Annotated in this window: 20 protein-coding genes; 10 read left to right on the top strand and 10 right to left on the bottom strand. The window is 68.4% G+C overall.

All coding sequences use genetic code 11. The features are described 5' to 3' along the window. Nucleotides 1–209: 209 nt before the first annotated feature. On the top strand, nt 210–2,285 hold the full coding sequence (locus O7616_RS16975) for an MMPL family transporter (protein ID WP_282307657.1): 2,076 nt from the start codon (nt 210–212) through the stop codon (nt 2,283–2,285). Nucleotides 2,286–2,319: 34 nt separating this feature from the next. Here O7616_RS16975 and O7616_RS16970 read toward each other — a convergent pair whose 3' ends face one another. Continuing rightward, nucleotides 2,320–3,774 carry a HAMP domain-containing sensor histidine kinase gene (locus O7616_RS16970; RefSeq protein ID WP_282302862.1) on the bottom strand — a complete coding sequence of 485 codons (1,455 nt, stop codon included), beginning with the start codon at nt 3,772–3,774 and terminating at the stop codon, nt 2,320–2,322. Then, complete coding sequence (locus tag O7616_RS16965; RefSeq protein WP_348773818.1) at nt 3,771–4,463, bottom strand: response regulator transcription factor; 693 nt, start codon at nt 4,461–4,463, stop codon at nt 3,771–3,773. The genes O7616_RS16970 and O7616_RS16965 overlap by 4 nt, the downstream gene beginning before the upstream one ends. A 147-nt stretch (nt 4,464–4,610) precedes the next feature. Here O7616_RS16965 and O7616_RS16960 point away from each other — a divergent pair, with 147 nt between their 5' ends. Next, a complete protein-coding gene (locus O7616_RS16960; protein WP_282302860.1) occupies nt 4,611–4,796 on the top strand; it encodes a metallophosphoesterase in 186 nt (61 codons plus the stop codon). A gap of 472 nt (nt 4,797–5,268) precedes the next feature. Here the strand turns inward: O7616_RS16960 and O7616_RS16955 are convergent, their stop codons facing one another. Together O7616_RS16955 and O7616_RS16950 are read right to left on the bottom strand one after the other, a co-directional pair. Beyond that, nucleotides 5,269–5,661: a VOC family protein gene (locus O7616_RS16955; RefSeq protein ID WP_282302859.1), complete on the bottom strand. Its 393-nt coding sequence runs from the start codon at nt 5,659–5,661 to the stop codon at nt 5,269–5,271. Between the two features lie 181 nt (nt 5,662–5,842). Next, nucleotides 5,843–6,391 carry a hypothetical protein gene (locus O7616_RS16950; protein ID WP_282302858.1) on the bottom strand — a complete coding sequence of 183 codons (549 nt, stop codon included), beginning with the start codon at nt 6,389–6,391 and terminating at the stop codon, nt 5,843–5,845. A 381-nt stretch (nt 6,392–6,772) separates the two neighbouring features. On the opposite strand from O7616_RS16950, the gene O7616_RS16945 reads away from it, so the two are divergent. After that, a complete protein-coding gene (locus tag O7616_RS16945; protein WP_282302857.1) occupies nt 6,773–7,759 on the top strand; it encodes a serine hydrolase in 987 nt (328 codons plus the stop codon). A 139-nt stretch (nt 7,760–7,898) separates the two neighbouring features. Here O7616_RS16945 and O7616_RS16940 read toward each other — a convergent pair whose 3' ends face one another. Next, nucleotides 7,899–8,402: a hypothetical protein gene (locus tag O7616_RS16940; RefSeq protein ID WP_282302856.1), complete on the bottom strand. Its 504-nt coding sequence runs from the start codon at nt 8,400–8,402 to the stop codon at nt 7,899–7,901. A 186-nt stretch (nt 8,403–8,588) separates the two neighbouring features. Further along, nucleotides 8,589–9,140 carry a CbrC family protein gene (locus O7616_RS16935; protein ID WP_282302855.1) on the bottom strand — a complete coding sequence of 184 codons (552 nt, stop codon included), beginning with the start codon at nt 9,138–9,140 and terminating at the stop codon, nt 8,589–8,591. Between the two features lie 246 nt (nt 9,141–9,386). Here O7616_RS16935 and O7616_RS16930 point away from each other — a divergent pair, with 246 nt between their 5' ends. Beyond that, nucleotides 9,387–10,673 (top strand): IS256 family transposase, encoded by a 1,287-nt coding sequence (locus O7616_RS16930; protein WP_282302854.1) that lies wholly within the window; start codon nt 9,387–9,389, stop codon nt 10,671–10,673. A gap of 351 nt (nt 10,674–11,024) precedes the next feature. Continuing rightward, nucleotides 11,025–11,384 carry a hypothetical protein gene (locus O7616_RS16925; protein WP_282302853.1) on the top strand — a complete coding sequence of 120 codons (360 nt, stop codon included), beginning with the start codon at nt 11,025–11,027 and terminating at the stop codon, nt 11,382–11,384. A 17-nt stretch (nt 11,385–11,401) separates the two neighbouring features. Here O7616_RS16925 and O7616_RS16920 read toward each other — a convergent pair whose 3' ends face one another. From O7616_RS16920 to O7616_RS16910, 3 genes are all read right to left on the bottom strand, one after another. Continuing rightward, on the bottom strand, nt 11,402–11,809 hold the full coding sequence (locus O7616_RS16920) for a hypothetical protein (RefSeq protein WP_282302852.1): 408 nt from the start codon (nt 11,807–11,809) through the stop codon (nt 11,402–11,404). Further along, nucleotides 11,806–12,642: an IS5 family transposase gene (locus O7616_RS16915; RefSeq protein ID WP_282302851.1), complete on the bottom strand. Its 837-nt coding sequence runs from the start codon at nt 12,640–12,642 to the stop codon at nt 11,806–11,808. Before O7616_RS16915 ends, O7616_RS16920 begins: the two co-directional genes overlap by 4 nt. Before the next feature lie 289 nt (nt 12,643–12,931). Continuing rightward, the gene (locus O7616_RS16910) at nt 12,932–13,348 is read right to left on the bottom strand and encodes a carboxymuconolactone decarboxylase family protein (RefSeq protein WP_282302850.1); all 417 of its coding nucleotides are present in this window, start codon (nt 13,346–13,348) and stop codon (nt 12,932–12,934) included. 919 nt (nt 13,349–14,267) lie between these two features. Here O7616_RS16910 and O7616_RS16905 point away from each other — a divergent pair. From O7616_RS16905 to O7616_RS16890, 4 genes are read left to right on the top strand one after another with little or no spacing between them, the layout of a single operon-like run. After that, nucleotides 14,268–15,743 (top strand): hypothetical protein, encoded by a 1,476-nt coding sequence (locus O7616_RS16905; RefSeq protein ID WP_282302849.1) that lies wholly within the window; start codon nt 14,268–14,270, stop codon nt 15,741–15,743. Then, a complete protein-coding gene (locus O7616_RS16900) occupies nt 15,740–18,385 on the top strand; it encodes a hypothetical protein (RefSeq protein ID WP_282302848.1) in 2,646 nt (881 codons plus the stop codon). The genes O7616_RS16905 and O7616_RS16900 overlap by 4 nt, the downstream gene beginning before the upstream one ends. Before the next feature lie 27 nt (nt 18,386–18,412). Continuing rightward, on the top strand, nt 18,413–19,204 hold the full coding sequence (locus O7616_RS16895) for a hypothetical protein (protein ID WP_282302847.1): 792 nt from the start codon (nt 18,413–18,415) through the stop codon (nt 19,202–19,204). Nucleotides 19,205–19,236: 32 nt separating this feature from the next. Continuing rightward, entirely contained in the window at nt 19,237–22,830 is a 3,594-nt protein-coding gene (locus O7616_RS16890; protein ID WP_282302846.1) for an AAA family ATPase, read from the top strand. On the opposite strand, the gene O7616_RS16885 is transcribed toward O7616_RS16890, so the two are convergent. Continuing rightward, nucleotides 22,736–23,338, bottom strand: coding sequence for a DNA-binding response regulator (locus O7616_RS16885; RefSeq protein ID WP_282302845.1), 603 nt, complete (start codon nt 23,336–23,338; stop codon nt 22,736–22,738). The genes O7616_RS16890 and O7616_RS16885 overlap by 95 nt on opposite strands. 240 nt (nt 23,339–23,578) lie before the next feature. Between O7616_RS16885 and O7616_RS16880 the strand changes: the two genes are divergently transcribed. Continuing rightward, entirely contained in the window at nt 23,579–23,842 is a 264-nt protein-coding gene (locus tag O7616_RS16880) for a hypothetical protein (RefSeq protein WP_030334736.1), read from the top strand.

Genomic DNA, 23,842 nt, shown 5'->3' with positions numbered 1-23,842 from the left:
CCGCCGCCACGCTAGTGCGTGCGCTGGTCACCTGGTTCGACCAACCGGCTGAGGGCCGTTTTAACGGTCGTCTCAGATTCGCTCGGTACGAAGTCGGCATCAGATAAGCGATGTGACCCGTATGTAGGAGGCTAGTGATGGCAGTCAACGCAGCGCCGTCCGGGGAAGCACCGGCCGGTCGGTTGGCAGGCCGGTGGGTGCCGTGGTTGGTGATTGGCTTGTGGGTGGCGCTGGCGGCGGTCATGGTGCCGTTGAGCGGAAAGTTGAGCTCGGTCACCACCGACAGAGCCGTGGACACCCTGCCGGCCGGCGCCGAGTCCACCAAGGTGGCGGCGCTGGAGGACGGTCTCCCCGGCGGTGAGGACAACACGTTCGTGTTCGTGTACCACCGCGCCGGCGGGATAACCGACGCCGACCGCGCGACGGTCGAGCGCCACTACGACACCCTTGCCAAGCGGTACCCGCCGAAGGTGGCGGCCACGGCCGGCGAGGACGACGAGGGCCCACCGACGAGACTCTCCACCAACGGCAAGGCGATGATGTTCACCCTCGACGTGAGCACGACCTACGGCGCACCGGAGGCCATCGTCGGCCCGTTGCGTGACGCCGCGAAGGACCGCCCCGCCGGCCTGGAACTGGACGTGACCGGCCCAGCCGCGGTCGACGGCGACATGGACGCCGTCTTCGACGGCATCGACCTGCAGGTCTTCCTCACCACCGTATTCGTCGTCACGCTTCTGCTCATCCTCACCTACCGCAGCCCGGTGTTGTGGTTCATCCCGCTGGTGGTCGTGAGCGCGGCGGCACTGACCGCGGTGGCGACCGTCTACCTGCTCGTCAAAGGCTTCGGCATCGTGGTCAACGACCAGAACTCGGCGCTGCTGACGATCCTGGTATTCGGTGTCGGCACGGACTACGCGCTGTTGCTCATCGCTCGATATCGGGAGGCACTGCACCACCACGAGAACGTCCGGGTTGCGATGGTCCACGCGTTGCGCGGCGCGGCGCCGGCGATCGTCGCGTCCGCGGCCACCGTGGTCGCCGGCCTACTCTGCCTGCTCGTCGCGGACCTGAACAGCACCAGCGGGTTGGGCCCGATCGGTGCGGCCGGCATCCTGTGCGCGCTGGTGGCCATGCTGACGCTGTTCCCGGCGGTGCTCGTGGTGCTCGGCAGGCGGATCTTCTGGCCGGCCGTCCCGCGGTTCAGCACGACCGTGGAGGAGAAGCCGGGGCTGTGGGGGCGGCTTGGCACCGCCATCAGCCGCCGCCGGTGGGTGGCGACGCTCGGCTCGCTCGGAGTCCTCGGCGTGCTCGCCCTCGGGCTGGCGGGCAATACCGGCGCCCTGCGGGAGCAGGACCAGTTCCTGTCCGCGCCGGAGTCGGTCACCGGCTTCACCGTTCTCCGCCAGCACTTCCCGGAGCTCGGCGGCCAACCGATGACGATCTTCACACGGCCGGCGTACCAGGATCGGGTGCTCCACATCATCGAGACCACCCGCGGTGTGGCCATGGCGATCCCGGGTCAGACCAAGGGTGGCTGGGCCGACATCTCCGTGTTCCCGACGGACGCGCCGGACACCGTCGCGGAGTACGACACGATCAAGCGGGTGCGCACCGCCGTGCACGCGGTCAGCGGGGCGGAGGCGATCGTCGGCGGGCCGAGTGCGGAGAACCTCGACACCGAGGTGACCACCAGCCGCGACGAGAAGCTGGTGATCCCGCTGGTGCTCGCCGTCGTCCTGATCGTGCTCGGGCTGCTGCTGCGCGCGGTCGTGGCCCCGTTGGTCCTGATGGCCACCGTGGTCGTCTCATTCGCCGCAGCCTTCGGCGGCAGCGTGTTCGTCTTCGACACGATCCTCGGGTTCAAGGGCATCGACTACTCGGTGCCGCTGCTGGCATTCCTCTTCCTGGTGGCGCTCGGCGTCGACTACAACATATTCCTGGCCAGCCGTGCCCGGGAGGAGGCCGCGCTTCTCGGCACCAGAGAGGGCATGCTCAAAGCCCTCTCCGCCACCGGTGGCGTCATCACCTCGGCAGGCCTGGTCCTGGCGGCCACGTTCGCGGTCCTCGTCTCACTTCCGCTGGTGATGCTGATCGAGGTCGGGTTCCTCGTCGCCTTCGGCGTGCTGCTCGACGCCCTGCTGGTGCGGTCGGTCCTGGTGCCCGCCCTCACCCTGCTGATCGGCCGGCGGATGTGGTGGCCGAGCCGGCTGTCCCGACCGGCGGAGCCGCCGGACGGGCGACAGTCGCTCGCCGACGATGAGGAGCCCGCGCTGCAACGGTGAGCGCGGCGGCACGGGCGAGATCCGGGACGGAGCCTCAGGCCCGTCCCGGATCCTTATCCCCGGCGGTGGGCCGCATGATTGGACCGGGCGGGGCAGCGGCCGGAAGGTCGACCCGAAGCAGCGCGCCACCGCGTGCGGAGCGGGCGACGGTGGCCCGGCCGCCGTGGGCGTCAACGACCCGCTGCACGATCGACAGCCCGAGACCGGATCCAGGCAACGCCCGGGCACTGTCGGCACGGTAGAACCGGTCGAATACCCGAGGTACGTCGGCGGCGTCGATGCCCGGCCCGGCGTCGTCGACCTCGAGCACCGCCGACGCACCCTCGGCACGGAGCCGGACCTGGACCGGCCGGTCCGCCGGGGACCACTTGCCGGCGTTGTCGATGAGGTTGAGCACCGCCCGTTGGAGCGCAGCGGGACGGCCGCTCACCCACACGGAGGTGAGGTCGAGCGCGATCTCAATGTCGGGCACGCGGGAACGCGCCCGAGTCGCGGCGGCCACCACCACGTCGGCGAGGTCGAGCAACTCGGTGCTCTCGTCGGTGACATCACCGCGGGCCAGGTCGGTCAGTTCGGCTGCGAGGGTGCTCAACTCGGCTACCTGGGCGCCGAGGTCGTGAAGCAGCCGGGTCCGGCTCTCCGCCGGCAGTGCGCTGTCCAGGGTGCCGCGTCGATCGAGCCGGATCAGCAACTCGACGTTGAGACGCAGGCTGGTGAGCGGGGTCTTGAGCTCGTGGGCGGCGTCCTCGGCGAGCAGCCGCTGGGCCTGCCGGGAGTCCCGGAGCGCGGCGAGCATGTCGTTGATCGACTGGATCAGCCGCCGGATCTCCCCGCCGCCTTCATCCGGGATGTCGGCGTCGAGATCCCCGGTGTGCGCGACACGTACCGCGGCGGCGGTCAGCCGGTCGATCGGTGCCAGCCCGGCCCGTGCCACGGTCCGCCCGACAAGGGCGCCACCGACCACGCAGAGCAGTCCGATCAGCAGCATACCGAACCCGAACTGGTTGATCGGGCTGTCGTCGACGACGCGGGCCACCTGGACCGCGCCGTCGCCCGCCCGCAGCGTGTAGATGAGGTATCCGTCCTCGTCGATGTCGTTCGACTCCATCAGGTCGGCCGACGCGCCCTGCGCCACGCGCCCAGCGTGCTCGCTGACCGGGGGCAGCGCGGGTTGACCGGCCGGCGTCCGGGTCGAGCCGTCGGGCAGGACGACCCGAACCAGCGGACCGGATCCGGGATACGGCGGTAGCGGGACCTGCGCCAGACCGGCGCGCTCCGCGTTCGTCGCCAAGACGCGGGAGTCGGCGCGCAGCTGATCCTCGGCGGTGTCCCGCAGCTCCCAGTCCAGCAGCTCGCTGGCCACCTGGAAGGCCGTGAACACGCTGACGGCGATGGCCGTCGCCGCGATCACCGTCAGCCTGGTCCGCAGCGACCGCCGGCGCCACCATCGGGTCAGCCGGTGCGGTGCCCGGCCAGCGGGCCTGCTCACGGAGGAGTCTCCCGCAACGTGTATCCCAGGCCGCGCAGCGTGTAGATCAATCGCGGCTCACCCTCGGCCTCCATCTTGCGGCGCAGATAGCTCACATACACCTGAAGGTTGTTGGCGGTGGCGCTCATGTCGAAACCCCAGATCGCCTCGAACAGCGCGTCGCGGGTCAACACCCGGGTCGCGTTGCGCACGAGGACCTCCAAGAGGGAGAACTCGGTCCGGGTCAGGCGCAGCGGCCGCCCGCCCCGCCACGCCTCGAACCTGTCGGGATCGAGCCGGACATCGGCGAACGACAGGACCTGCGACTCCCCGTCGCCCGGCGTACGCCGGCGCAGCAAGGCCCGCACCCGGGCCAGCAACTCCTCGGTGGCGAACGGCTTGGGCAGGTAGTCGTCGGCACCCGCGTCCAGCCCCGCGACCCGGTCCGAGACCTGGTCACGAGCGGTCAGCATCAGCACCGGCAGATCCCGACCAGCCGCCCGCAACCGCCGACAGGTCTCCAACCCGCCGAGGCGGGGCATCATCACGTCGAGGATCAGCAGATGCAGTGCGTCGCCGCCGGCCCCACCGACCCCATCGAGCACGGCGAGACCGTTGGCGACGCTGATGGTGTCGTAACCCTCGACCTGAAGCACCCGCTCCAACGAATCACGGATGGCCGCGTCATCATCCGCGATCATGATCCGCACGCCGATGCACCCCTTTCCAGTCGATGCTTTTGCCGCTCATGGTCCCCGATCAACCTGAGGCCAGGATTAGAACCCGCACAGCAAGATCCCCGACCAACGGGACGGGGATCGCTCGAAACGCGAAGAGGAGTCACGGATCCAGATGCCGTGGTGATTCAGGTCGGCGACCTGATCGATCGCGGGCCGGACAGCGCCGGCGTGCTCGCCTTCGTTTGGCAGCGACTGGCGGACTCGCGGCGATGGATCCAGCTCATCGGCAATCACGAATCGCAGTACCTGGGTGCCGAGGGGTGTGGCCACAGCAGCTGTCCCACGAAGACGCCGCGCTCCTGAAAAGCTGGTGGTTGCGGGAGTATCTGCGAGTCGCGGCTGCGGTACGCACCGCCGAGGGAGAGGAGCTCCTGATCACACACGCAGGTCTCGCTCTCGATGCTCGGCGGCAACTGGGTGAACCGGTCACCGCTGCCACCACTGCGGATCTGCTCAATACCCGCCCCGAGGACATCCTGTGGCACGAACATGGACCGCTGTGGGCCGAGGCAGGCCCTCACCTGTACGACTCCTGGTTACACGCCGCGGAACCCCCGCCGTTCGGCCAAGTGCACGGACACTCGACAATCGCCGATTTTCGCCACCGAGCGTGGCGGTGCGCCGAACAGATCCGCCAGCGAGCGAGCGCCCCCGACACCCGTTCGTCGGCTCGTTCGGACCGCGCACACCGGCCGACACCACTTTTCGCTGGCGAGCGCTTCGCGGCAGATCAGGACGTCTGACCTGGGCGCCTCGACTGGCAACTACGGCGACGTCATGCGGATCCGAGGAGGTCCCACCGGTTGCCGGCGATGTCGAGGAAGACCGCCACGCGGCCATAGGGCTCTGCCCGTGGCTCCCGAACGAAGGTGACACCGGCCTCGGCCATCCGTCGGTAAGCGGCGTCGAAGTCGTCGACTCGGAGGAAGAACCCGACCCGGCCGGCTACCTGGTCACCGGTTGCGGCACGTTGGCGTTCTCCGTCGGCGCGAGCAAGGAGAATCCCGGTCTGGGCACCCGGCGGCCGGACGACGACCCACCGCTTGGGCCGCCCGTCAGTGGTCAGCGATGGGGAATCCTCGACGAGATCGAAGCCGAGTACGTGAGTGAAGAACGCGATCGCGGGGTCGTACTCGTCAACGATCAGGGCAACCAGATCGATCTGCACCACGGCAGCGTACGCAGGGTCCGTCTTGCTCGCCGCCCGCGCGCCGACAGCGGCAGAAGCGTGTATGTGACCTTGGTGTGCTACGCCGTGCTGCTCGCTCTGCCATCAGGCAGGAAACCGCCGCAACGAAGAGTCGATCCCGACGGGCTCTCCAGGGCGAGAGCCGACGCGTCCCGCTCGCTCAGACGTCCTGCTGTGTGCGGATGTCCAACTTTCCCGCCAGCCAGTCCGACTGGGGCACGGCCGATCCCCGGATGCCGAGACTCGTCCGGGCCGCCTGGTAGAAGCGATCGCGTGTCTCGTTGGCATGGCCGAGCCCAGCAGCCAGCTCGAACCCCGCGGTAGTCATGCCGCGGGCGTAACGGGCGATGTCCGTCACTGCGGCGCGCCACTCGCGGGCCGCAGTGATCGATGCGGCGTCGCCCAGGAGGAGGACACTCTCCCATGTCTTTGTGCGCCGGATATCGGCCTCTTCCATCCTGGCCAGGGCGTGTTCACGATCGACACCGTGACGAAGCGCGTTCAGGTTGGCGAGCCGGAGCGCGTACGTGTGCACTTCCTTGACTGCGTTGGCGAACTCGACGTACGCCTGAAGCCGGCGCTCGTCCCACCGCGCCGCCTGCTGGCGCTGCCACCGCGAGCGGTCCGCGATCAAGGTGGCGAGGATGGTCCCGCCTGTTCCGACGAGGACGCCGAGCAAAGCCGGCAGTTGGTCCATCAACGCGCTCATGCCCTGATGGTGCACGGGCGCCACAACCGACATGCGTCTGCCCGGCAAGGCGCCCGACCTTCGGCGTGACCGCGCGACCAGCGGCAGATCCGGATGCGCGGCCACAGCTTCCGCTGGGTGTGGCGCGTTGTGCTGCTCGTGCTCGGCACCACCCCGCGCACCGTCGACAGCGACCTCATCAAATGGGCCGACACGTCCTGGACGTCGACGTCGAGGCTCTGCGCCAGCGTGTGGCCGTCTCTCACGACTGAATCATGGCTGCAACGGGCAGCTGCGGCGGGCCGGGCTGGGCCTCCTTCCAACCGGGTCGCTGTAGAAGCGAAAATTCCGCTATAACGAGCATGCTGTTCCGCTGGCCGACATCGCCCCCTCGGAGTGCCCATGACGACGCAGTTGCGTGACCGTCTCGACCAACTACTCCATGCTGGCCAGGTCGGCGGTCTGCACGCCGTCGCGGCGGTTCGCGGTGGTCAAACCGTGCTGGAGTACTACAGGACCGGCGAAGATTTCGCCTGGGGCGACTCGCTGGGCGTCGTCGAGTTCGGGCCCGGGGTCCTGCACGACATCCGGTCCGTCACCAAGAGCGTGACCGTCCTGATGTACGGCATCGCGCTCGGCGAAGGACTGGTGCCGCCGCCAGCGGAGCCGCTCCTGCAGCGGTTCCCGCAGTACCCCGACCTGGCGGCCGACCCCCACCGCGCCCGGCTCACCGTCGAGCACGCCCTGACGATGTCGTTGGGCGTGGAGTGGCGCGAAGATCTCCCGTACAACAGCCCGGCCAACGCCGAGATCGCGATGGAGCTGGCACCGGACCGATACCGGTACATCCTGGAGCGGCCGATCCTCGAGCCGCCCGGCACCCGTTGGACCTACTGCGGAGGTGCCACGGCTCTGCTCGGCCGACTGATCGCCGAGGGCACCGGGCAGTCGCTGCCGCAGTACGGGAAGGCCGTTCTGTTCGCACCGCTGGGCATCGACCGTTTCGAATGGATGACCGGCGCGGACGGAGTGGCCTCCGCCGCGTCCGGGCTGCGACTCGCGCCCCGCGACCTGGCCAGGATCGGTGAGCTGGTGCTGGCCGAGGGAACCTGGGACGGTCAGCGGATCATCCCCGCCGACTGGATCCGCACGATGCTCCAGCCACGCCTGCAGACCAGCTGGGGCGCGCAGTACGGCTACCAGTGGTACATCGAATCCATCGAGGGCCATCGGCTGCTGGCCGGCATGGGCAACGGCGGCCAGCGCCTGTTCGTCCTGCCCGACCTGGACCTCACCGTGGCGGTCACCGCCGGCAACTACGACGACCCCAACCAGTGGCGGACCCCGCTCACGGTGCTGGAACGGGTCATCCTTCCCGCGATGGCCTGAGGCACCGCGCCCGCCGGTCAGCCCATCGGCAGGGCGCACATCTGGGCCGGGCGTCAGCTCACGCGTCCGGTTGGGACAGCTTCTGCGTTCGCCGGAAAGGCACCCGCGTCACGGCACCCGATCGACATCCGGTCATCGGCTAGAAGCGGATCGGCTTGACCAAGGCGCTGCTGGACATGCCCAGCTTGTCACCCTGTGGGCCGACACCACCGTCGTCCATCTGCTCATCGACGGCGTCCGACTCAAGACCGTCCCGTCCCGACTCACCCCCGCTCACCTGCGCCAACTCCTCGCCGACGACGGCCAACCGGCCGGGCAGCCCCCTATCACCACCGGTCCCGTTCGGGCCGGCGCCGCGATCGAAGTCGAACGCCTCGTCAACGCCACCGGCTTGATCGGCCTGGCCGGCCGGCAACACCCCATCGGCTACCACTTCGCCGGCAGGCGCGTCACCATCCGCCTCGACCGCGGCCTCATGCAGATCAGCGCCGACGGTGTCCTGCTGCGCAGCCTGCCCAACCCGCTGGCCCCGGCCGAAATCGCCCGCATCCGCGACGCTCGCCCCCGCCGGACCACCACCCGCGCCGGCACCCGAACCGGTGCGGGTCGAACGCCGCGTCAGCTGCCGAGGAGCCCTGGTCATCGCCGGTCAACGCATCCACGTCGGCATCGCCCACGCCGGAGCAATCCTCACCGTCGAAGCCGCCGACACCACCTTCCGGGTCCACGACGGTGACCAGCTCCTCACCGAAGTGCCCCGCACGACCGTCAAGCCGATCGCCCGGTTCAAGGCTCGCAAGCCCGAAGCCTCGCGGCGCAAAACCAGCGGTCAGGTCGAGTCGGAGTACGCAAGGTGAGTACCGCAGTGCCGGCAGCGGAACCGAAACGCGGTGACCGGGCCGTCCTTGCTGATCGCCTGCAAGTACCACTCCTCTTCCTCCATCGACCAGCCAGACCCGGCGATCTCCAACCGCAGTTGCATCACGGCATCAGGAAAGTCGGCCAACTCCCGCGCACCGACCTCGCCATGGAACTCCGCCGCGTCACCGCAGTGGTGCAACCACCGCTCCTGCTGCCAGCCGGCGAAGCCCGGCGTTCGACGGAGAACCACCTCGGTCACGTCCGACGGGACATCTTCAGGCACGCGCCAATGCGCATCGGTGAATTGCGCGTCGAACATCGCCGCCGCCCGGCCGTCCGCGATGCACCACGGACACAGCCTCCTGCCCACCTCGTCAACGGCATACACAGGGCCGACATACGTGAAGGGGCGCCGCTGGCCGCAGCACGCACACACCACCTCGGCGGCCACGACCGAACCCGTCGCCACCGGGTCCGGGTGGTAGGGAAACTGCGGAAGACCTGCCTGATCAGCCAGCACGCGCCGATCCTAGGGCGCTACGACCCAGCCGTCCGACCCCAAAGCGGTTACCCTGACCCGAAGATCGTCTAGCCGGATGTGTCACCCACGTCCCGAGACTGATCTGTCACGGAGGTCCTGAGAGGGCGGTCCGCAGTAACTTGATCTGATCTATGCGTTGCGTCCGGTTGGCGGCCGGGAGTGTGGATCTAAGGGTGTTTCCGGCCTGACCCGCCGGGCGTTGTGCCTGGTGAGGAGGGTGCCGTGATGACCGCGACACTGAACGACCAGACCGGACGTAAGAAGCGGGCCGAGCCGTCGGCGGAGGCGAAGGCCGCCGCCGAGCTGGTCCGGGCCGCTAAGGAACAAGGGCTGTCGTTGACGGGCCCGGACGGGTTGCTCAAGCAGTTGACCAAGACGGTCTTGGAGACCGCGCTCAACGAGGAGATGACCGAGCATCTCGGTTACGAGAAACACGACCAGGCCGCTGCTGGGTCGGGCAACGTCCGCAACGGAACCCGGTCGAAGACGGTGCTGACCGACAGCACCGGTCCGGTACAGATCGACGTGCCGCGGGACCGGGCCGGCACGTTCGACCCGCAAATCGTCCGCAAGCGGCAGCGGCGCCTGTCCGGGGTCGACGAGGTCGTGTTGTCGCTGTATGCCAAAGGCCTCACGACCGGGGAGATCTCGGCGCACTTCGCCGAGATCTATGGGGCTTCGGTGTCGAAGGAGACGATCTCGCGAATCACCGACAAGGTGATCGAGGAGATGGTCGACTGGTCGCACCGCCCGTTGGACGAGATCTACGCGGCGGTGTTCATCGACGCGATCGTGGTCAAGGTCCGTGACGGGCAGGTCGCCAACCGGCCGTTCTACGCGGCGATCGGGGTCACCCTCGACGGGGAGAAGGACATCCTCGGGCTGTGGGCCGGCACCGGTGGTGAGGGCGCGAAGTTCTGGATGAGCGTGCTGACCGACCTGCGCAACCGAGGCGTGAAGGATGTGTTCTTCCTCGTCTGCGACGGGCTCAAAGGCCTGCCCGAGGTCGTCACCAATGTGTGGCCCCGCGCGGTGGTGCAGACGTGCATCATCCACCTGATCCGCAACACCTTCCGGCTCACCTCCCGCAAGTACTGGGACGCGCTCAAGCACGACATCAAGCCGATCTACACCGCCGTCAACGCCCAAGCTGCCAGGGCAGCGTTCGACGATCTCGCCGACAAGTGGGGCGGCCGGTATCCGGCGGTGATCCGCCTGTGGGACAACGCCTGGGCCGAATTCGTCCCGTTCCTCGACTACGACGTCGAAATCCGGCGGGTGATCTGCTCGACCAACGCGATCGAGTCGTTGAACGCCCGCTACCGACGGGCCGTGAAAGCCCGCGGCCACTTCCCCAACGAGCAGGCCGCGTTGAAGTGTCTATACCTGGTGACCCGGTCCCTGGACCCCACCGGAGCAGGCAGAACCCGATGGACGATGCGCTGGAAACCCGCGTTGAACGCCTTCGCCATCACCTTCAGCGACCGCTTCCCAGCCGCTGAAACCTACTAACCAAGATCGCCGGAAACACCCTTAGCGAGACAGCCCCTGGCGGCCTTCCGGCGGGTTCGCTGTTGATAGCGGTGGGTCGATGGGTTGAATGTGAGTTCTGAGGCTGAGCGCCCGCCGGGAGCAAGAGGCTTCCGCGCCGGAGCCGGTGCTCACATCATGACCGCGATCCGGGCGGCAGATCAGGGTCACTCGGCGACTCTCGTTGCAGAACGCGCTCGGCAGCGAAGACAATGGATGGAGCCATCACTGTCGAGTGTGTCGCCGCCGGCGAGCCGACCTGCGCCTCCCGACGGCGACGACTTCGAACCTGGCGCGGCCGATGTCCTCCCGGTACGAGGGTGGTTCCCCGAGATGCTGACGTACTCGTTGCACGTTTTGATCATCGCCGTCCCGCTGTTCGTCAACGGGATCGTGGTGCACGAGTCGCGCTGGTGGGCCGTCTTCATCGTGACCGTGCTCGGGCCGCCGGCCCTCTTCGTCATCAGCATCAGGCCATGGGCGAGGCTCAGCGACGCACTGTCGCCACACCTCCAGATGGCTCTGGTGCTCTCGTCGACCGGACTTCTCGGGTACGTGGCCTACCGGTCCGGAGTGTCGACCATCCTGATCTGCGCGGCGGCCTTCTACCTCAGCCGGCTCCTCGCCGTGTATCCGGTTTTGCTGGTCCTCAGTTTGTGGCGTAACCGCCACGGCGAATTCGATCACCTGTGAGAGGGCGGTTCGGAGGATTAGGTCTGTTTCTGGGCGAGGGTGAATATTCCGGGCTCGTCTTCGGTGAGGACGTGGTGGTTGACCATGCGCTTTAGCTTCGCGCGGGTGCCTTCGACGTTCTTCGGGGAGGGCTCGACGCCGAGGGCGAGGCAGATGCCTTTGGCTCGCATGCCGGTGGGCGCGGTGCTGAGGACATGCAGGATCTGTTGGTAGGGCCCGCTGGCGATCGTGGGGTCGTCGGCGGTGAACTCGGTGGTGGTGAGGGTGCGCAGGGTGGCGCGGGTGGTTGTCAGGTCGGCCAGTTCGCCGTCGATGCGGGCGAGTTCGGCGGTCAGGGTGCTGATCTGCTCGCGGAGTTGGTCGGCGTGTTGGCGTGCGGTGGTTTGACGGTCGGCGATGAGGTCGAGAACGGTGGGTAGGTTCACCGGTGCCGCCAGGAGGGCGTGCTGGTTCCGGTCAGTCGGCGCACGATGTTCGCCGTCGACGCCCACAGCGCTCGTGACACCGAGGATTCTGGTCGGCTTTCGTACTCGCGTGTGAGGCGACTGTGCAGCATCAGTGTGCCGTTGACTTGCTCGACGATCCACCGTTTACGGATCGGTACGAACCCGGGTCTGGCGTCGGATCGTTTGACGATCTCGACGTCGACGCCCAGCACGGCGCCGTGCAGCGCGAGGTCCTGTTTGAACCCGGCGTCGACGAAGGCGCGACTCACCGTCGGGGTGTGTTCGACGACCTTGTCGAGCAGCCGGATGCCGATCGCGTTGTCAGTGACCGACGCCGCGGTCACCACCACCGCGATCACCAGCCCCAACGCGTCCACGGCCAGACCCCGCTTACGCCCCGACACCTTCTTCGCGACGTCTTTGCCGGTCGTCGCGGCCGGGACGTGGTTCGCCGCCCTGATCGACTGGGTGTCCAACACGACCGCGCTCGGATCCTCCCGACGGCCGGCTTTTTCGCGCGCCTGGCAGCGCAGCAGATCGTGGATCACCTGATCGGTGCCGTCGTCGCGCCACAGAGCGAAGTAGTAGTAGGTGGCCGACTTCGGCGGCAGGTCGTGCGGCAGGTACGCCCACTGACAACCCGTCCGGTTCTGGTAGAAGATCGCGTTCACGATCTCCCGCAGGTCATAGTCGCCTGGCTGGCCCGACACCGACACCGCGACCCGCTTGGCCTTCCACGCCCACAGAAACGGCCCGATCAGCTCCCACTGCCCGTCGGTGACATCGCTGGGATACCGCTTTCGATCACCCATGACCGGGCTAACGCCCCATCCGCCCGACGGTCACGACCAGAACTCACATTCAACCCATCGACCCACCGCTATCAACAGCGAACCCGCCGGAAGGCCACCATCCGAACGCAACGCATAGATCAGATCGAGCTACTGCGGACCGCCCTCTGAGACCCGACAGCACTACTTGAGCCATGTCCGACTTTGCTTGATGCGTTACAGGTCGACTTCACATGATGGGTGACACTCCGCCGAGCGTTGGTGGAGTTGTCCGTGCTTGCCGGATCGTGCGATCACGAAAACCCGTACCTTAGCGTTCCGGGTCCTCTGCGAAGACCTGGGTCGCGACCTGGTAGCCGTCGAACGCGCGTGCTACGCCGGCGTAGACCGCGACCTGAAGGAAGACTTCGGCGATCTCCTCCTTGGTGGCACCGGCGTTGAGCGCGATGCGGAGCTGCCCGCGTAGCGGCTCCAGGACGCCGAGTGTTGCCGCGATGGTTACAGATACCAGTGCCCGCGTCTGCGTATCTAGGTGCTCGGTGCGCGGCCAAACGTCGCCGAAGGCGTGCATCGTCGCGATCCGCTTGAAGTCTGCGCCGTTAGCTGGCTCACCAGGGGTAGCGCCAAGAAAGCGCTCCAAGCGGAAGCCCAGCAGGCGCTCAGCCGTGTCCAGCGCGGCGGCGTATCCCGGGTCTGTCGCCGCCGTTGCCTGATGGTCCGTCGCCATGATGCTTAGTCTTTCATCTACCAGGGCAAAGCGGGCGAGAACGGGCACTTCGACCGCAGCTCAAGGCCACCGAGACATATGCTGTACTTCCCTGGTGTACAAGATCAGAAAGGGCCACCCGGAAGAATCCGAATGGCCTCTGACCTGCGTCGGGACGGCCGGATTCGAACCGACGACCCCTTGTTACCATCCGTAACCAAATCGAACATGTCGTTGATTGTCGAGAATTGACGTTGAGCTGCACTGACGCGATCAAACACTGGTCGCTTCTTGTCACTGATCGTCACCGGTAGACGAGGTTTTTCGGGGGGTAAACGGGGGGTCGCCGACGTGGCAGCACTGGTTCCACCGCGCCCCGCTCCCCCACCGTCGGGGGCATGCTGTCGCCAGGAAACAGCGTGCGCCCGCCCGTCGCGACTCGCGTACCGCGAGCAGGGGTTCGTGGCGGTGGGGCGAGACGGACCTTGCCCCACCGCCGATTACCCTCGGCACGACTCTCGAGCTCACGCAAATCTAGCGACACCGTGGACATCAACTGGAGCGACGGCACGGCTGGCCAGGGCAAAAACCGGTCATGACCGGGAGTTGTAACTGCCCCGCGGCTGGTGCGACGACTTCCTGGAGGAGCTCACCGAGGTCGTTCAGCAGGAACCCGTTGACTTCGGCCGAAAGCGTCTGATCTGGATCTTCTTCGCTGGTATCTCAAGGTTAGGTTCCGAAGTTAAGCCTTGCCCGCAGTCGGCCTCGACAGGACGATCGGCGAGTGTTCGCGGTGGGCTTCTCCAACCGCGGACATGCAGTTCGACGATGCCGCTAACAGCCGCTCCGTGCCCCATCCATAGTGGTTGCCCGCTCGGCGGATGTGATACGCGGTTCGGACGGACGACACTGGCGAGATGCCAGCGAGGGAACATCGACCGTGATCGCACCGTCGATCGCCGTGGAGGGCCCGGCCTGGGGCGAGCCGGGGTTGACGGCGCGTGCCGGCCGATACCCGTTGGCCGTGGAGGCGCCGGTCATGGCGGGCGTCGACATCCTGGTCCCCGGCGTCTCCACGCTGAGCCACTACGCTCTCTACTGGGCGCTGGCCGCCCACGCCGAGGCCACCGGCCTGGACGAACAGCGGTGCCGGTGGCTAATCCGGCGGACCGAGGTGGCGCTCGCGGTGATCTCCCGGGCCGCCGGCTCGGACGGTCCGGATCCGGCGCCGGCGCACGGCGTGGACGCCCTGGTCCGGCTCGCCCCGGAGCCGGGCCGCGAGTTCAGCGTCGCCGACCGTGAGGGCCAGCGGTCCTACTCGCCCCGGGCCTGGGGTTTCTGGTCGCAGTACGGCGGGTCGAGCATCAGGTTAGGCACCGTGACGGTGGATCGAGGCGCGCTGCGCAGCGGCCGGCACCCCTGCCCGCCGTCGATCGTCGACATGTTCGCCCCGCTGTTCGAGATCGCCGAACGCGACGCCGGGGTGCAGGAGCCGGCGGCGCTGGCCGGCCGGCCCGAGGACCTCAGCGCGCTGGCCGCGCTGATGACAGCGACCGTCGCCGGCCGGCACGACCCGGACGACTGGACCGGCGACGACCAGACCCGCCGGGCGACCCTGCGGATCCTCGCCCGCGCCTGCCAGCTGCACCCGGCCATGCCGACCTGGGTGGGGGCGTTTCGGAAGGCCGTCGCGTACGGGGCGGCGGTGCGTGAGGACTCGGTGCTCGCCGGTGACGACCGGACCCAGGCGTGGCGGGGCGTCCTGCTGCGCCACCACTCCGTGGGTGCGTGGCGTCACCTCTGGGCCGCCCTGGTCGGCGAGGTGCACCGCAACGGGCCGGTTACCCGGGAGCACCTGCGCGACTGGTTCGCCGACCAACTCCCGGCCGGCACGGTCGCCGGCTTGGAGGCGGGGCTGCCCGACCTCGTGGACGGCCGCGGTGATCCGCTCCCCGCGGAACTGGCCCTGCGGGAGGACGAGACCCTTGCCGCCAAGGTGGCGCTGCTGCTGCTCGGCGCACGGCGGGCGGACCTGCTCACCGGGACCGCCCGGCGCTACTTCCTCGGTCGTCGGCGGGCCTACTTGGACCCGTCGTGGGTGGCGCAGCGCCGCACCGAGTACGTCGACTGGCCGCTGCGCGACCTAGGTCGCCAGCTGGTTGACGACATGCTCGCCCAGTCCCGGCGGGTGGCGCTGCGGAAGGCGAAGGTCCATCGTGGCGGCACGATGTCGATGCCGAGCCGGTTGCACGAACGCGGTGGAGCGTACGTGGCGGCCAGTCGGGAGAGCCGGGACAACATCGGGCTGCGGATCAATCAGCTCGCCGGGCTCGCCGTCCAGTTGGGGCTGCTCACCCCGGAGGTGCACCAGCCCGTTACCCCGCTCGGATTGGCCTTGCTGGACGTGGCACGGTGACCGATGAGTTGCAGTGGTCGTTCCGGTCGCCGCTCAGCCTGCTCGAACGGTGGCGGGACCGGTTCGACGGGGCCCGGCTGCGGGAGTTCCTGGTCACCGGGTACACCCTCGACCTGGGGTTCCTGGAGCGGTTCGCGGTGCCCACCGCCCGGGCGCTCGGCGCGCGGATAACCGTGCTGGCTGACGCTGGGCAGGCGGTGCACGACGCGGTAGACGTGCGGCGCGCGGGTCTGGCGTACCAGCACGGCCACGCGGTCTCCCGGGGCGCGTTCCATCCGAAGCTGGCCGTCCTGCTCGGCGACGACGACGTGTGGGTGGCAGTCGGCTCTGGCAACCCGACGGCCTCGGGTTGGGGCCATAACCGCGAGGTGTGGCTCACCGCCCGCAGCCGCCTCGGCTGTGGCCCACGGCTGCTGCACGACGTGGCGGATTGGCTGGTGGACCTGCCTACGGTTGTGGCCGTACCGAGTTGGATCGCCCTGACCCTCCGGGAAGTCGCCGGGCGGATGCACCCGGTGGAGGTCGATGAGGGCTGGTCGCAGGTCCGGGTGGTCGGCAACCTGCACGGTTCGCTGCTCGGTCACCTGCCCACCGACGCGGTGGCAGAGCTGCGCCTCGCCGCGCCGTTCTACGACCCGCAGGCTGCGGCCGTGCGCGCGCTCGTCGACCGGATGAAACCCCACGCGGTACGCGTCGCGGTGCAGCCCGCCTTCGGCCGGTTCGAGGGCGGCGCACTGCTGCGGGCGACCGAGCCCGCGGTGGAGCGCGAGTTCCGGGTGCTGGCGGCCGGACCGCCGCTGCACGGCAAGGTGGTCGAGTGGACGACGCCCGCCGGGGCGACCCACGGCCTGACCGGGAGCGCCAACATCACCGCCGCGGCGCTGCTGCGCAGCACCGAGCACGGCGGCAACTGTGAGCTGGCCGTGCTGGCACCCCACCCAGTTTCACTCCTTCCCGAGGGCGAGGAGCCGAGTGAGGCCGCGATGGCCCAGCTGCGGGCGGGCCAGAGCACGAGCGTGACGGGGAGCCCGGCACCGGTCCTGCTGGGCTGCGCCGTCGTCGACGGGACGACGCTGCTGGTGGAGCTGGCCGCCCCGGTCACCGGACGGGTGGTGGTGGAGACCTCGCCCTCCGGTGAGCCAGGCACCTGGCAGGCTATAGGCGTCATTCCGGTGGGCCAGGCCACGGCCCGCTTCGTGCTGACGGAGGTGACCGGTGGCGCGGTGCGCACGGTCGTCGAGGTCGGCGGCGTACGGGTAGAGTCGGCAGCCGTCTTCGTCACCGATCCCTCCCGGTGCCGACCGGTACGGGACGCGGACGACGCGCCGCGCCTCGGCCGGGGAACGCCCTACGAGGCGATCGAGGTGTTCACCGATCCGGCGCTCGCCGCGCGGTTTACCGCCGACCTGGAACGGCTGATGTTGCTCGTGACACCCCGGCCCCGCACCCCGTCAGCCTCCTCGGACCGGCAGGGGGTCGACGTCCGCACCGACAGCGACTGCTGGCGGGACTACCTGGAGGACTCCGACCGCGTGCTGGGACCGGACTTGTCCCGCCTCGTCTTCCCGCGCCGCCGCCCACCGACGGTGGGCGACCGTCGGTCGAGCTTCGTCGTCGACGACGTACGCGAGGACGAGGCGACCGAGGAGGAGGCCGGCATCGCGCCCGATGCGCCGACGGGCGACGACCCTTCGGCGGACGGCAACCTCCTCGACCGGCTGACCGCGAGCGAGCGGGCCCGCTACCGGGACTTCGCCACACGGTGGGCGGAGGCGGTCAGCACGCCAACGGTGGACAGCGACCATGGGTCGCTGCCACCGATGCACCTGCGGATGCTCGCCGCGTCGATGTACCTCACGCTGCTCGCCGAAGGCATGTGGCGCGACGACGGCTGGCGTACCGATCTGCGGTGGCTTGCGTGGGCGCTGGTGCCCGACGACAACGCCCTGGACGAGCTGCCGGCCGAAGCCTTCGCGCACCTGTACGCGTGGCTCGCCCTGGTAGTGGCGACCCTGCGGGAAGGCGCGCGACTGCACGGCAGCCAGGACGCGGACGCGCTGGTGACCGCCGCCTGGCGGGACGCCGCCGAGTGGGTGGCCGAGACCGACCTCGCGCTGGCCGAGGCTCTGCTGCTGCCGGCCGGGCACCTGTTCGCCGTGGTGGCGAGTGCGTCCGCGCTACGGGAGACCGTCGAGCTCGCGCGCGGCGCCAAGGATGACTCATACGCCGAGGCGCGGTCGGCGTTCGCCGATGCCGGGCTGGCCGTACGCCTCGAGGAGGGTGTCTGGCGAGTCGACGGTGTCACCGGCAACCCTCAGCGGGCCGCCGCCGACGTGGTGACCACGGTGCGGCGGGTTAGCGGTCGAGCGGCGGTGGCGGTGGCCTGCGCCGGAAGCCGTGCGGTGCTGGTCGCCTGCGACGACCGGATCATGCTGCTGGCCGACTCGCGCACGGCGATGTGGTCGGTGTACGAGTTGTCCTCCGTGCGTACGCCGCTCTCCCTCGTCGCCGGTGCGGCGGGCGGGCTCCCCTCGGGCGCCCGCGCCCGTCGTCCGCTGCGCACCCCACCCCCGCAGGTCAGTGAGCTGAGCCAGCTGCTCAGTGTGGACCTCGCCGCCATGGCCGCCGCCCTGAAATCCTGACGTCACCGGCACCACGGTGGCCCTGCCGTGCCCGGCCGAACTGTCACGTGCACGGCGCAGCGACAAACTCCGGCTAAGCTCAGCACTATCGATCGCTTCGAAGGCTCCTTGCCCCGCCGCCTCACGTTGGCGCTCGCGTCAGGCGCGTTGCTCGCCATGGCCGCCGCAGCGATATTGATCATCTGGCACGATTCCGCCACCAGAGTGGTCGGCGCCGATGGCTACAAGACATTGCTCCAGTTCCTCTTGGTGGTCGTGCTAGGTGGCGGCGTCTCCTTGCTTTACCAGGCTTTCAACCGTCAGGCCGAACAACGGGCCGAGCGATTCAAGCTGGCCGAGGATCGCGCGACCGCCATCCGCGAAATCCGCCAGCGCTACCTGGCCGAGCTGGTGGTGCTGTACAACGCGGTCAAACGCGCACGCCGCTTGCTGCGCGCCAGAGCCCAGATCCACACCACAGCGGGAGACGGGAAACTGCGGGTCGCCACGTACGACGAGCAACTCCAACTCCTCCTCGACGCGCAGCTGAGCCTCGAGCTCATGATCCGCAATGTGAACGCTGAGGGCGAAGTCTTCCACGGCGTACCTGAGCTCGTCCTCTTCTTAAAGTCCACCGAGGAATATTTACGCGAGCTGGTCACCGAGTACGAAACCGTCATGCCGCGCGTCCCGTCCGGCACCACCGAGATCCCCACCCCGCCAAAGCTCGCCGACTTCATCGGACCGTACGAGCACTCCGAGTTCCGTCCCGATTTCATCCGCCCGGTCCAGGCCGCCATGGCCGCCGTCCAAAGCTTGATCACCGCCCCACAACCCTGATCCCCCGCCCCTTCGGACATCAGGAGGATGCGATGGAGCGCGACCATGGGCTCGAGGAGATCCTCGACCAGCTCGATTCGGAACCGGCGAAGGCCGCGCTCAGGTCGTGGGCGCAGGACACCGGCGTTCGTCTGACCCCGGTCAACTGGTCGGCCTCGGGTTTCACGTCGGCCCGGGTGTTCGGCGTATACGCACAGGGGAGGACGGGATCCAGCAAAGGAACCATCATCAAGGTGGACACTGCGCCGGATCGGGCTCTCACCGAGCTCGAAGCGAATCAGCTGGCGGAGTGGCACGTTAAGCCGCTCAGGCTCGACCATTTGGTGCGCTACAACTTTCCCGTCAAGCCTCTGGTGGGCGGCGGCTGGATCACCTTTCAGCAGGTCGCGGGGGGCGGCTTCGACCACACCATCGGATTCGACAAGATCTTCGAGAAGCACATTGATCCAGGGGCGACCTGCAGGGCCATCATCCGGTCGCTGCTCCTCGACTGGAATGCCAACACGGTGATGAGTGGTCCGATGACCGCCGGGCGGGTCCTGAAGGAGCTGCTGGGAGACCGGATCGAGCCGGGTGGGATCCTGCACGCCTGGGCGGACAGGTACGCCGGCCTCGTCTCCGCTCCGAAGACCTGGCTGCGTCACCTGGACGGGGACCTCGTCAATCCCTTCGCATTGGCCACCCACAGCGCGCTCGGAGACCTCGTCAATCTGTATCCCTTCCGCGGGCACACCCACGGTGACTTGCATCCGGGAAACCTGCTGGTGGCCACGGAGGCCCACAATCCGCCTGACTACTGGCTGATCGACCTCTCGCGATACCGCCCGCGCGGGCTCCTGGCGTGGGATCCGTGCTATCTGATGTGCACCACCATCGCGATGCGCCTGCGCGAGCAGAAGGCATTGGATAAGGCCGCGCTAAGAGACGCGCTGCTGCATCCACAGACCGATGATGGAAAGCTCTCCTCGAAGCTCGACCGGGAGATGCGCCAGTTGATCTCCGGCATATACGGCGCCGAACACGAATACGCGAACGCAAACGGTCTGCTGGGCGACTGGCCGAAACAACGGCTCGTCTGTCTCACCGCGATCGGGCTGATCCTCTCCGGTCGGTCACTGCTCACACCGGCCGACCGCCAGTGGTTCTTCTGGCTCGCCGCGCATGCCGCCACCAAACTCCTCCCCCGTGACGAGATCGAGGACACCGACCAGCTACAACTTCCCCAAGAGTTCATCCTGCCGGGAGCCGACGCCAACGCATCGCGCTCCCGTCCCCGACGAACGAAGGGCGGCAGTGCGGTCCCGGCCTTCCACGAACCGGCACGGGTGGCGTTGCGCAAGCGGCTGGTCGACGGGCCGTACGGCGTGGTCGTCGTGGTCGGGCCGCGCGGGGTCGGCAAGTCGACGCTGGTCAGCAGGGTACTGAGCGGTCTGGACAGCAGCCAGGTCCAGGTGTTCCGCACGCCAGCCGTCGGCGGGGCCCTACTGGACACGAAGACCCTCATCGAGTGCATCGAGGGTGGTACGGCCCCGGGGGCCGAACTGCGGCCGGGTGAGTCTTCGTTGGCCCGATTGGAGGCGGCGCTGGACGCGATCGGAGACAAGACGATCGTCATCGTCGTCGAGGATGCGCAGCAACTGCTGGGGCCGGGCGCCGTACTCACTGACGGCGCCTTGGACGAGGCCTTCGAGGCGCTGAGCGCGCGACCAGAGCACCGTGTCTCGGTCGTGCTGGTCACCAGCGTCGTGCCGACCTCTCCGTCGGACGGCACGTGGGCCGTGAGCGAACCACCGATCGCTATCGCGCGCCTGAACTACGACCACTTTGTGGGTTTGCTGCGGGAGCGCCCCGGTGGCTCCTCGCGCGTCCGGCGCTTGGACGACGAAGGGCTCAGCCAGCTCTACCGGGTACTTCAGGGCAATCCACGCCTCACCAACCTGTTCCACGCGGTCTGCGTGCTGTCCCTTCACCGCGTCCGGCTGCGCGCCCTGGTCGACGAGTTGTCCGGCCTCGCACCGAGGGAGGTGCCCGGAACCCTGCTCGGTCTGCTGCTCAACGACCTTGAGCCACCGGCTCGCCGGGTACTGGAGGCGCTGGCGGCCTTTCGGATCCCGGTCGCCGAGGAGCACGTTCTGGCCCTGTTCGACGGTGCGGCCGACGAGGAGACTCTCCACGCGCTGGAGAGACTGACCGACAGCATGCTCGTGCGGCGGGACGGCGACCGGTACGAGCTCACGGACGCCGACGCGGACGCGATTCTTCAGCGTATGGACGGAGGTGCTCGGGACCTGTCGTCTGACGTGGCGGCCCGTCTCAAGGAAATGCGCAACCGGAATCCTCGAACCGTGGCTGATCTTGCAGTTCACTTCGCCGAACTACGGGCGCTGATCGAGGCGGGCGAGTTCGAGTCGGCGTACGAGCTGCTGGAGAACATCCACGACCGGCTTCGCGAGGTAAACAACACCTTCCTGCTGCTCGACACCCGCGACACGCTGCGCGGCCGCCTCGGCCACCCGTACCTCGAGATGGCCAACGAGAGTGCAATCGGCGGCATCCACCGTTCGCGCGGACGCTTCGCCGAGGCGCGGGCCGCCTATCAGCGTGCACTCGCCTACGCCGAACAGGATCGGCACGAAGTGGCGAAGCTCAGGATCGGGGCCAACTTGGCCGCGATGTCCTGGCTCGACAACGATGCCGAGGAGGCCTTCGCGCGCTATCGAACGGTGCTCGACGGCGCCGAGCAGCTCGGCGATCCGGTCCTCCGGATGGGAGGGCTCGAAGGCCTGGCCGACTGTTACCGGCGCTGGGGACGGTTCCCGGAAGCCATCCATCACGTCGAGACGGCATACCGCCTGCCCTCGGAGGACGGCTACCCCGACACGCCGACCGCCCGGCGGGCTGCGGCCCGCAGGGTCACCCTCGCCCTGAAGCTCTCCCGCTGGCATGCCGAGCTCGCCCAACTGCCCGAGGCCCGCCGGTGGATCGAGGAGGCGCAGCGCTGGGCTAACGACAGCGCCGGCCGTTGGCATCGTGCCGCGCTCGCGGACGGCGAGGCTGACCTGTTTTTCTGGGAAGGCGACAAGACGGCTGCACACGCCCGTGCTGCCGAGGCGGTCGAGCTGGCCCAGCAGCTACACGACCCGGCCATCCTGACCCGAGCTCGAACGACCCTCTGTCTCGTGCACCTGGAGAACGGCGAATTGGGCGTCGCTGCGCAGGAGATCCTCTCGGTCAGACGCTACCGGCGCCCGGGCCACTCGCTGGTGGTCCTCGCGCTCGAGGCAGTGGCCGCCCGGCGCCAGCGCCGCCCCACCATCGCCAGCATGCGGTTTCGGCAGCTGGCCGCCGAGTCCGGCGACCGCTACCGGCACGATCCCCGCGACTTCGCGGCCGGTGACTTCCGAGCGCTCGCGATGTGCGATGACGTTCTCGACCGCGACGTCCCGGTCGCCGACGCCGTGCAGGCCTTCCGGGAGTCACGGTCCGGGGCACCGGAGAGCGAGGGCCTACGCAGACTCCTGCGGTTCCTGGTCAGCCGGATCGACCTCCGCGGCCGCCCCCGGGGTCCATTGCAGCCGGTGCTGGACGAGCTCTCGGCAACCAACCCCGATCACGAGCCCGCATGATGGCCTCAAGGCGGCTGCGTACACCGATCTCCTTGTACAGAGCCTGCAACAGGCGAAACATCGCGCGCTCGGAGTACCCGGCCCGCTGGGCGAGCTGCGCCACGGTGACTCCCTCGGCAAGCTGACGCAGCCACTCCAACCGTTCCGCCGGGGGAAGCGAGTTTTCCTCGCCGGAGGCCAGCGCCACCGCCACCCGGGCGGGCAGGACCGCCTGACCGTCGAGTGTGGCCTCGATCGTGCGTCGCAACGTCTCGTTGGTGACACAGCGCGGTATCACCGACCGGGCACCGGCACGCACCGCCCGAACGCCCAGGACCACGACGTCGTCCTCGACCACGGCGATCACCGAATGGGGTGACTTTTCCTCCCCCAGCCTGAACAGCAGATCCCAGTCGCCGTGCCCGATCAACGTCAACAGCACGACCGCGCCCGGAGACCGGCGGACCCATGCCAGCGGGTCTTCAGGCGTCTCGACGATGTGACCGATCGCGGACAGGGTCGCGGCCACTCCCTGCTTATACATCGGCAGGGGGTCGAGGACCGCGACATGGACGGTCACCGGTGATGGACATCCCTTCTCGGCCGCGCGGGCTACAGCGTAGGCACTTGTGCTCGCCCACCGGTCCGTCGACTCACCAGCAGGTCAGGTTTCTGCCACTTCCTGGCACGACCACGGCAGATATCGGTCGGTATTCGGCATGCGCCGATGTCCTTACGCTGGGTGCATCTACGCCTTCGAGGAGTTGCCGTGGTCTACGACGACGACCCCAGCGATCCACCTCACCAGGATTTCGACGTCAGCGGTTTGCCGCTGCCGACACCTGTACCGCCGCCCTCACCCGAGCTGTACGACCTGATCGCCGAGGTCATCAAGGAGTACTGGGATGAGGGCTTGGCCCGCAAACTGACCGAATCTCAGCGGAGGCAGAGGGTCCGACAGGTTCAGCCCTTGTCCGAACTCACCAAGGGAATGGTCCTCTGGGTCCAGAGAACTCTGCACCCAGGCGGATGA

Origin of the sequence: Micromonospora sp. WMMD964 (assembly GCF_029581455.1) — a bacterium.
Classification (GTDB): Bacteria; Actinomycetota; Actinomycetes; order Mycobacteriales; family Micromonosporaceae; genus Micromonospora.
Note: the sequence above shows the minus strand (reverse complement) of the source record. Positions and strands in the feature narration are given on the sequence as shown.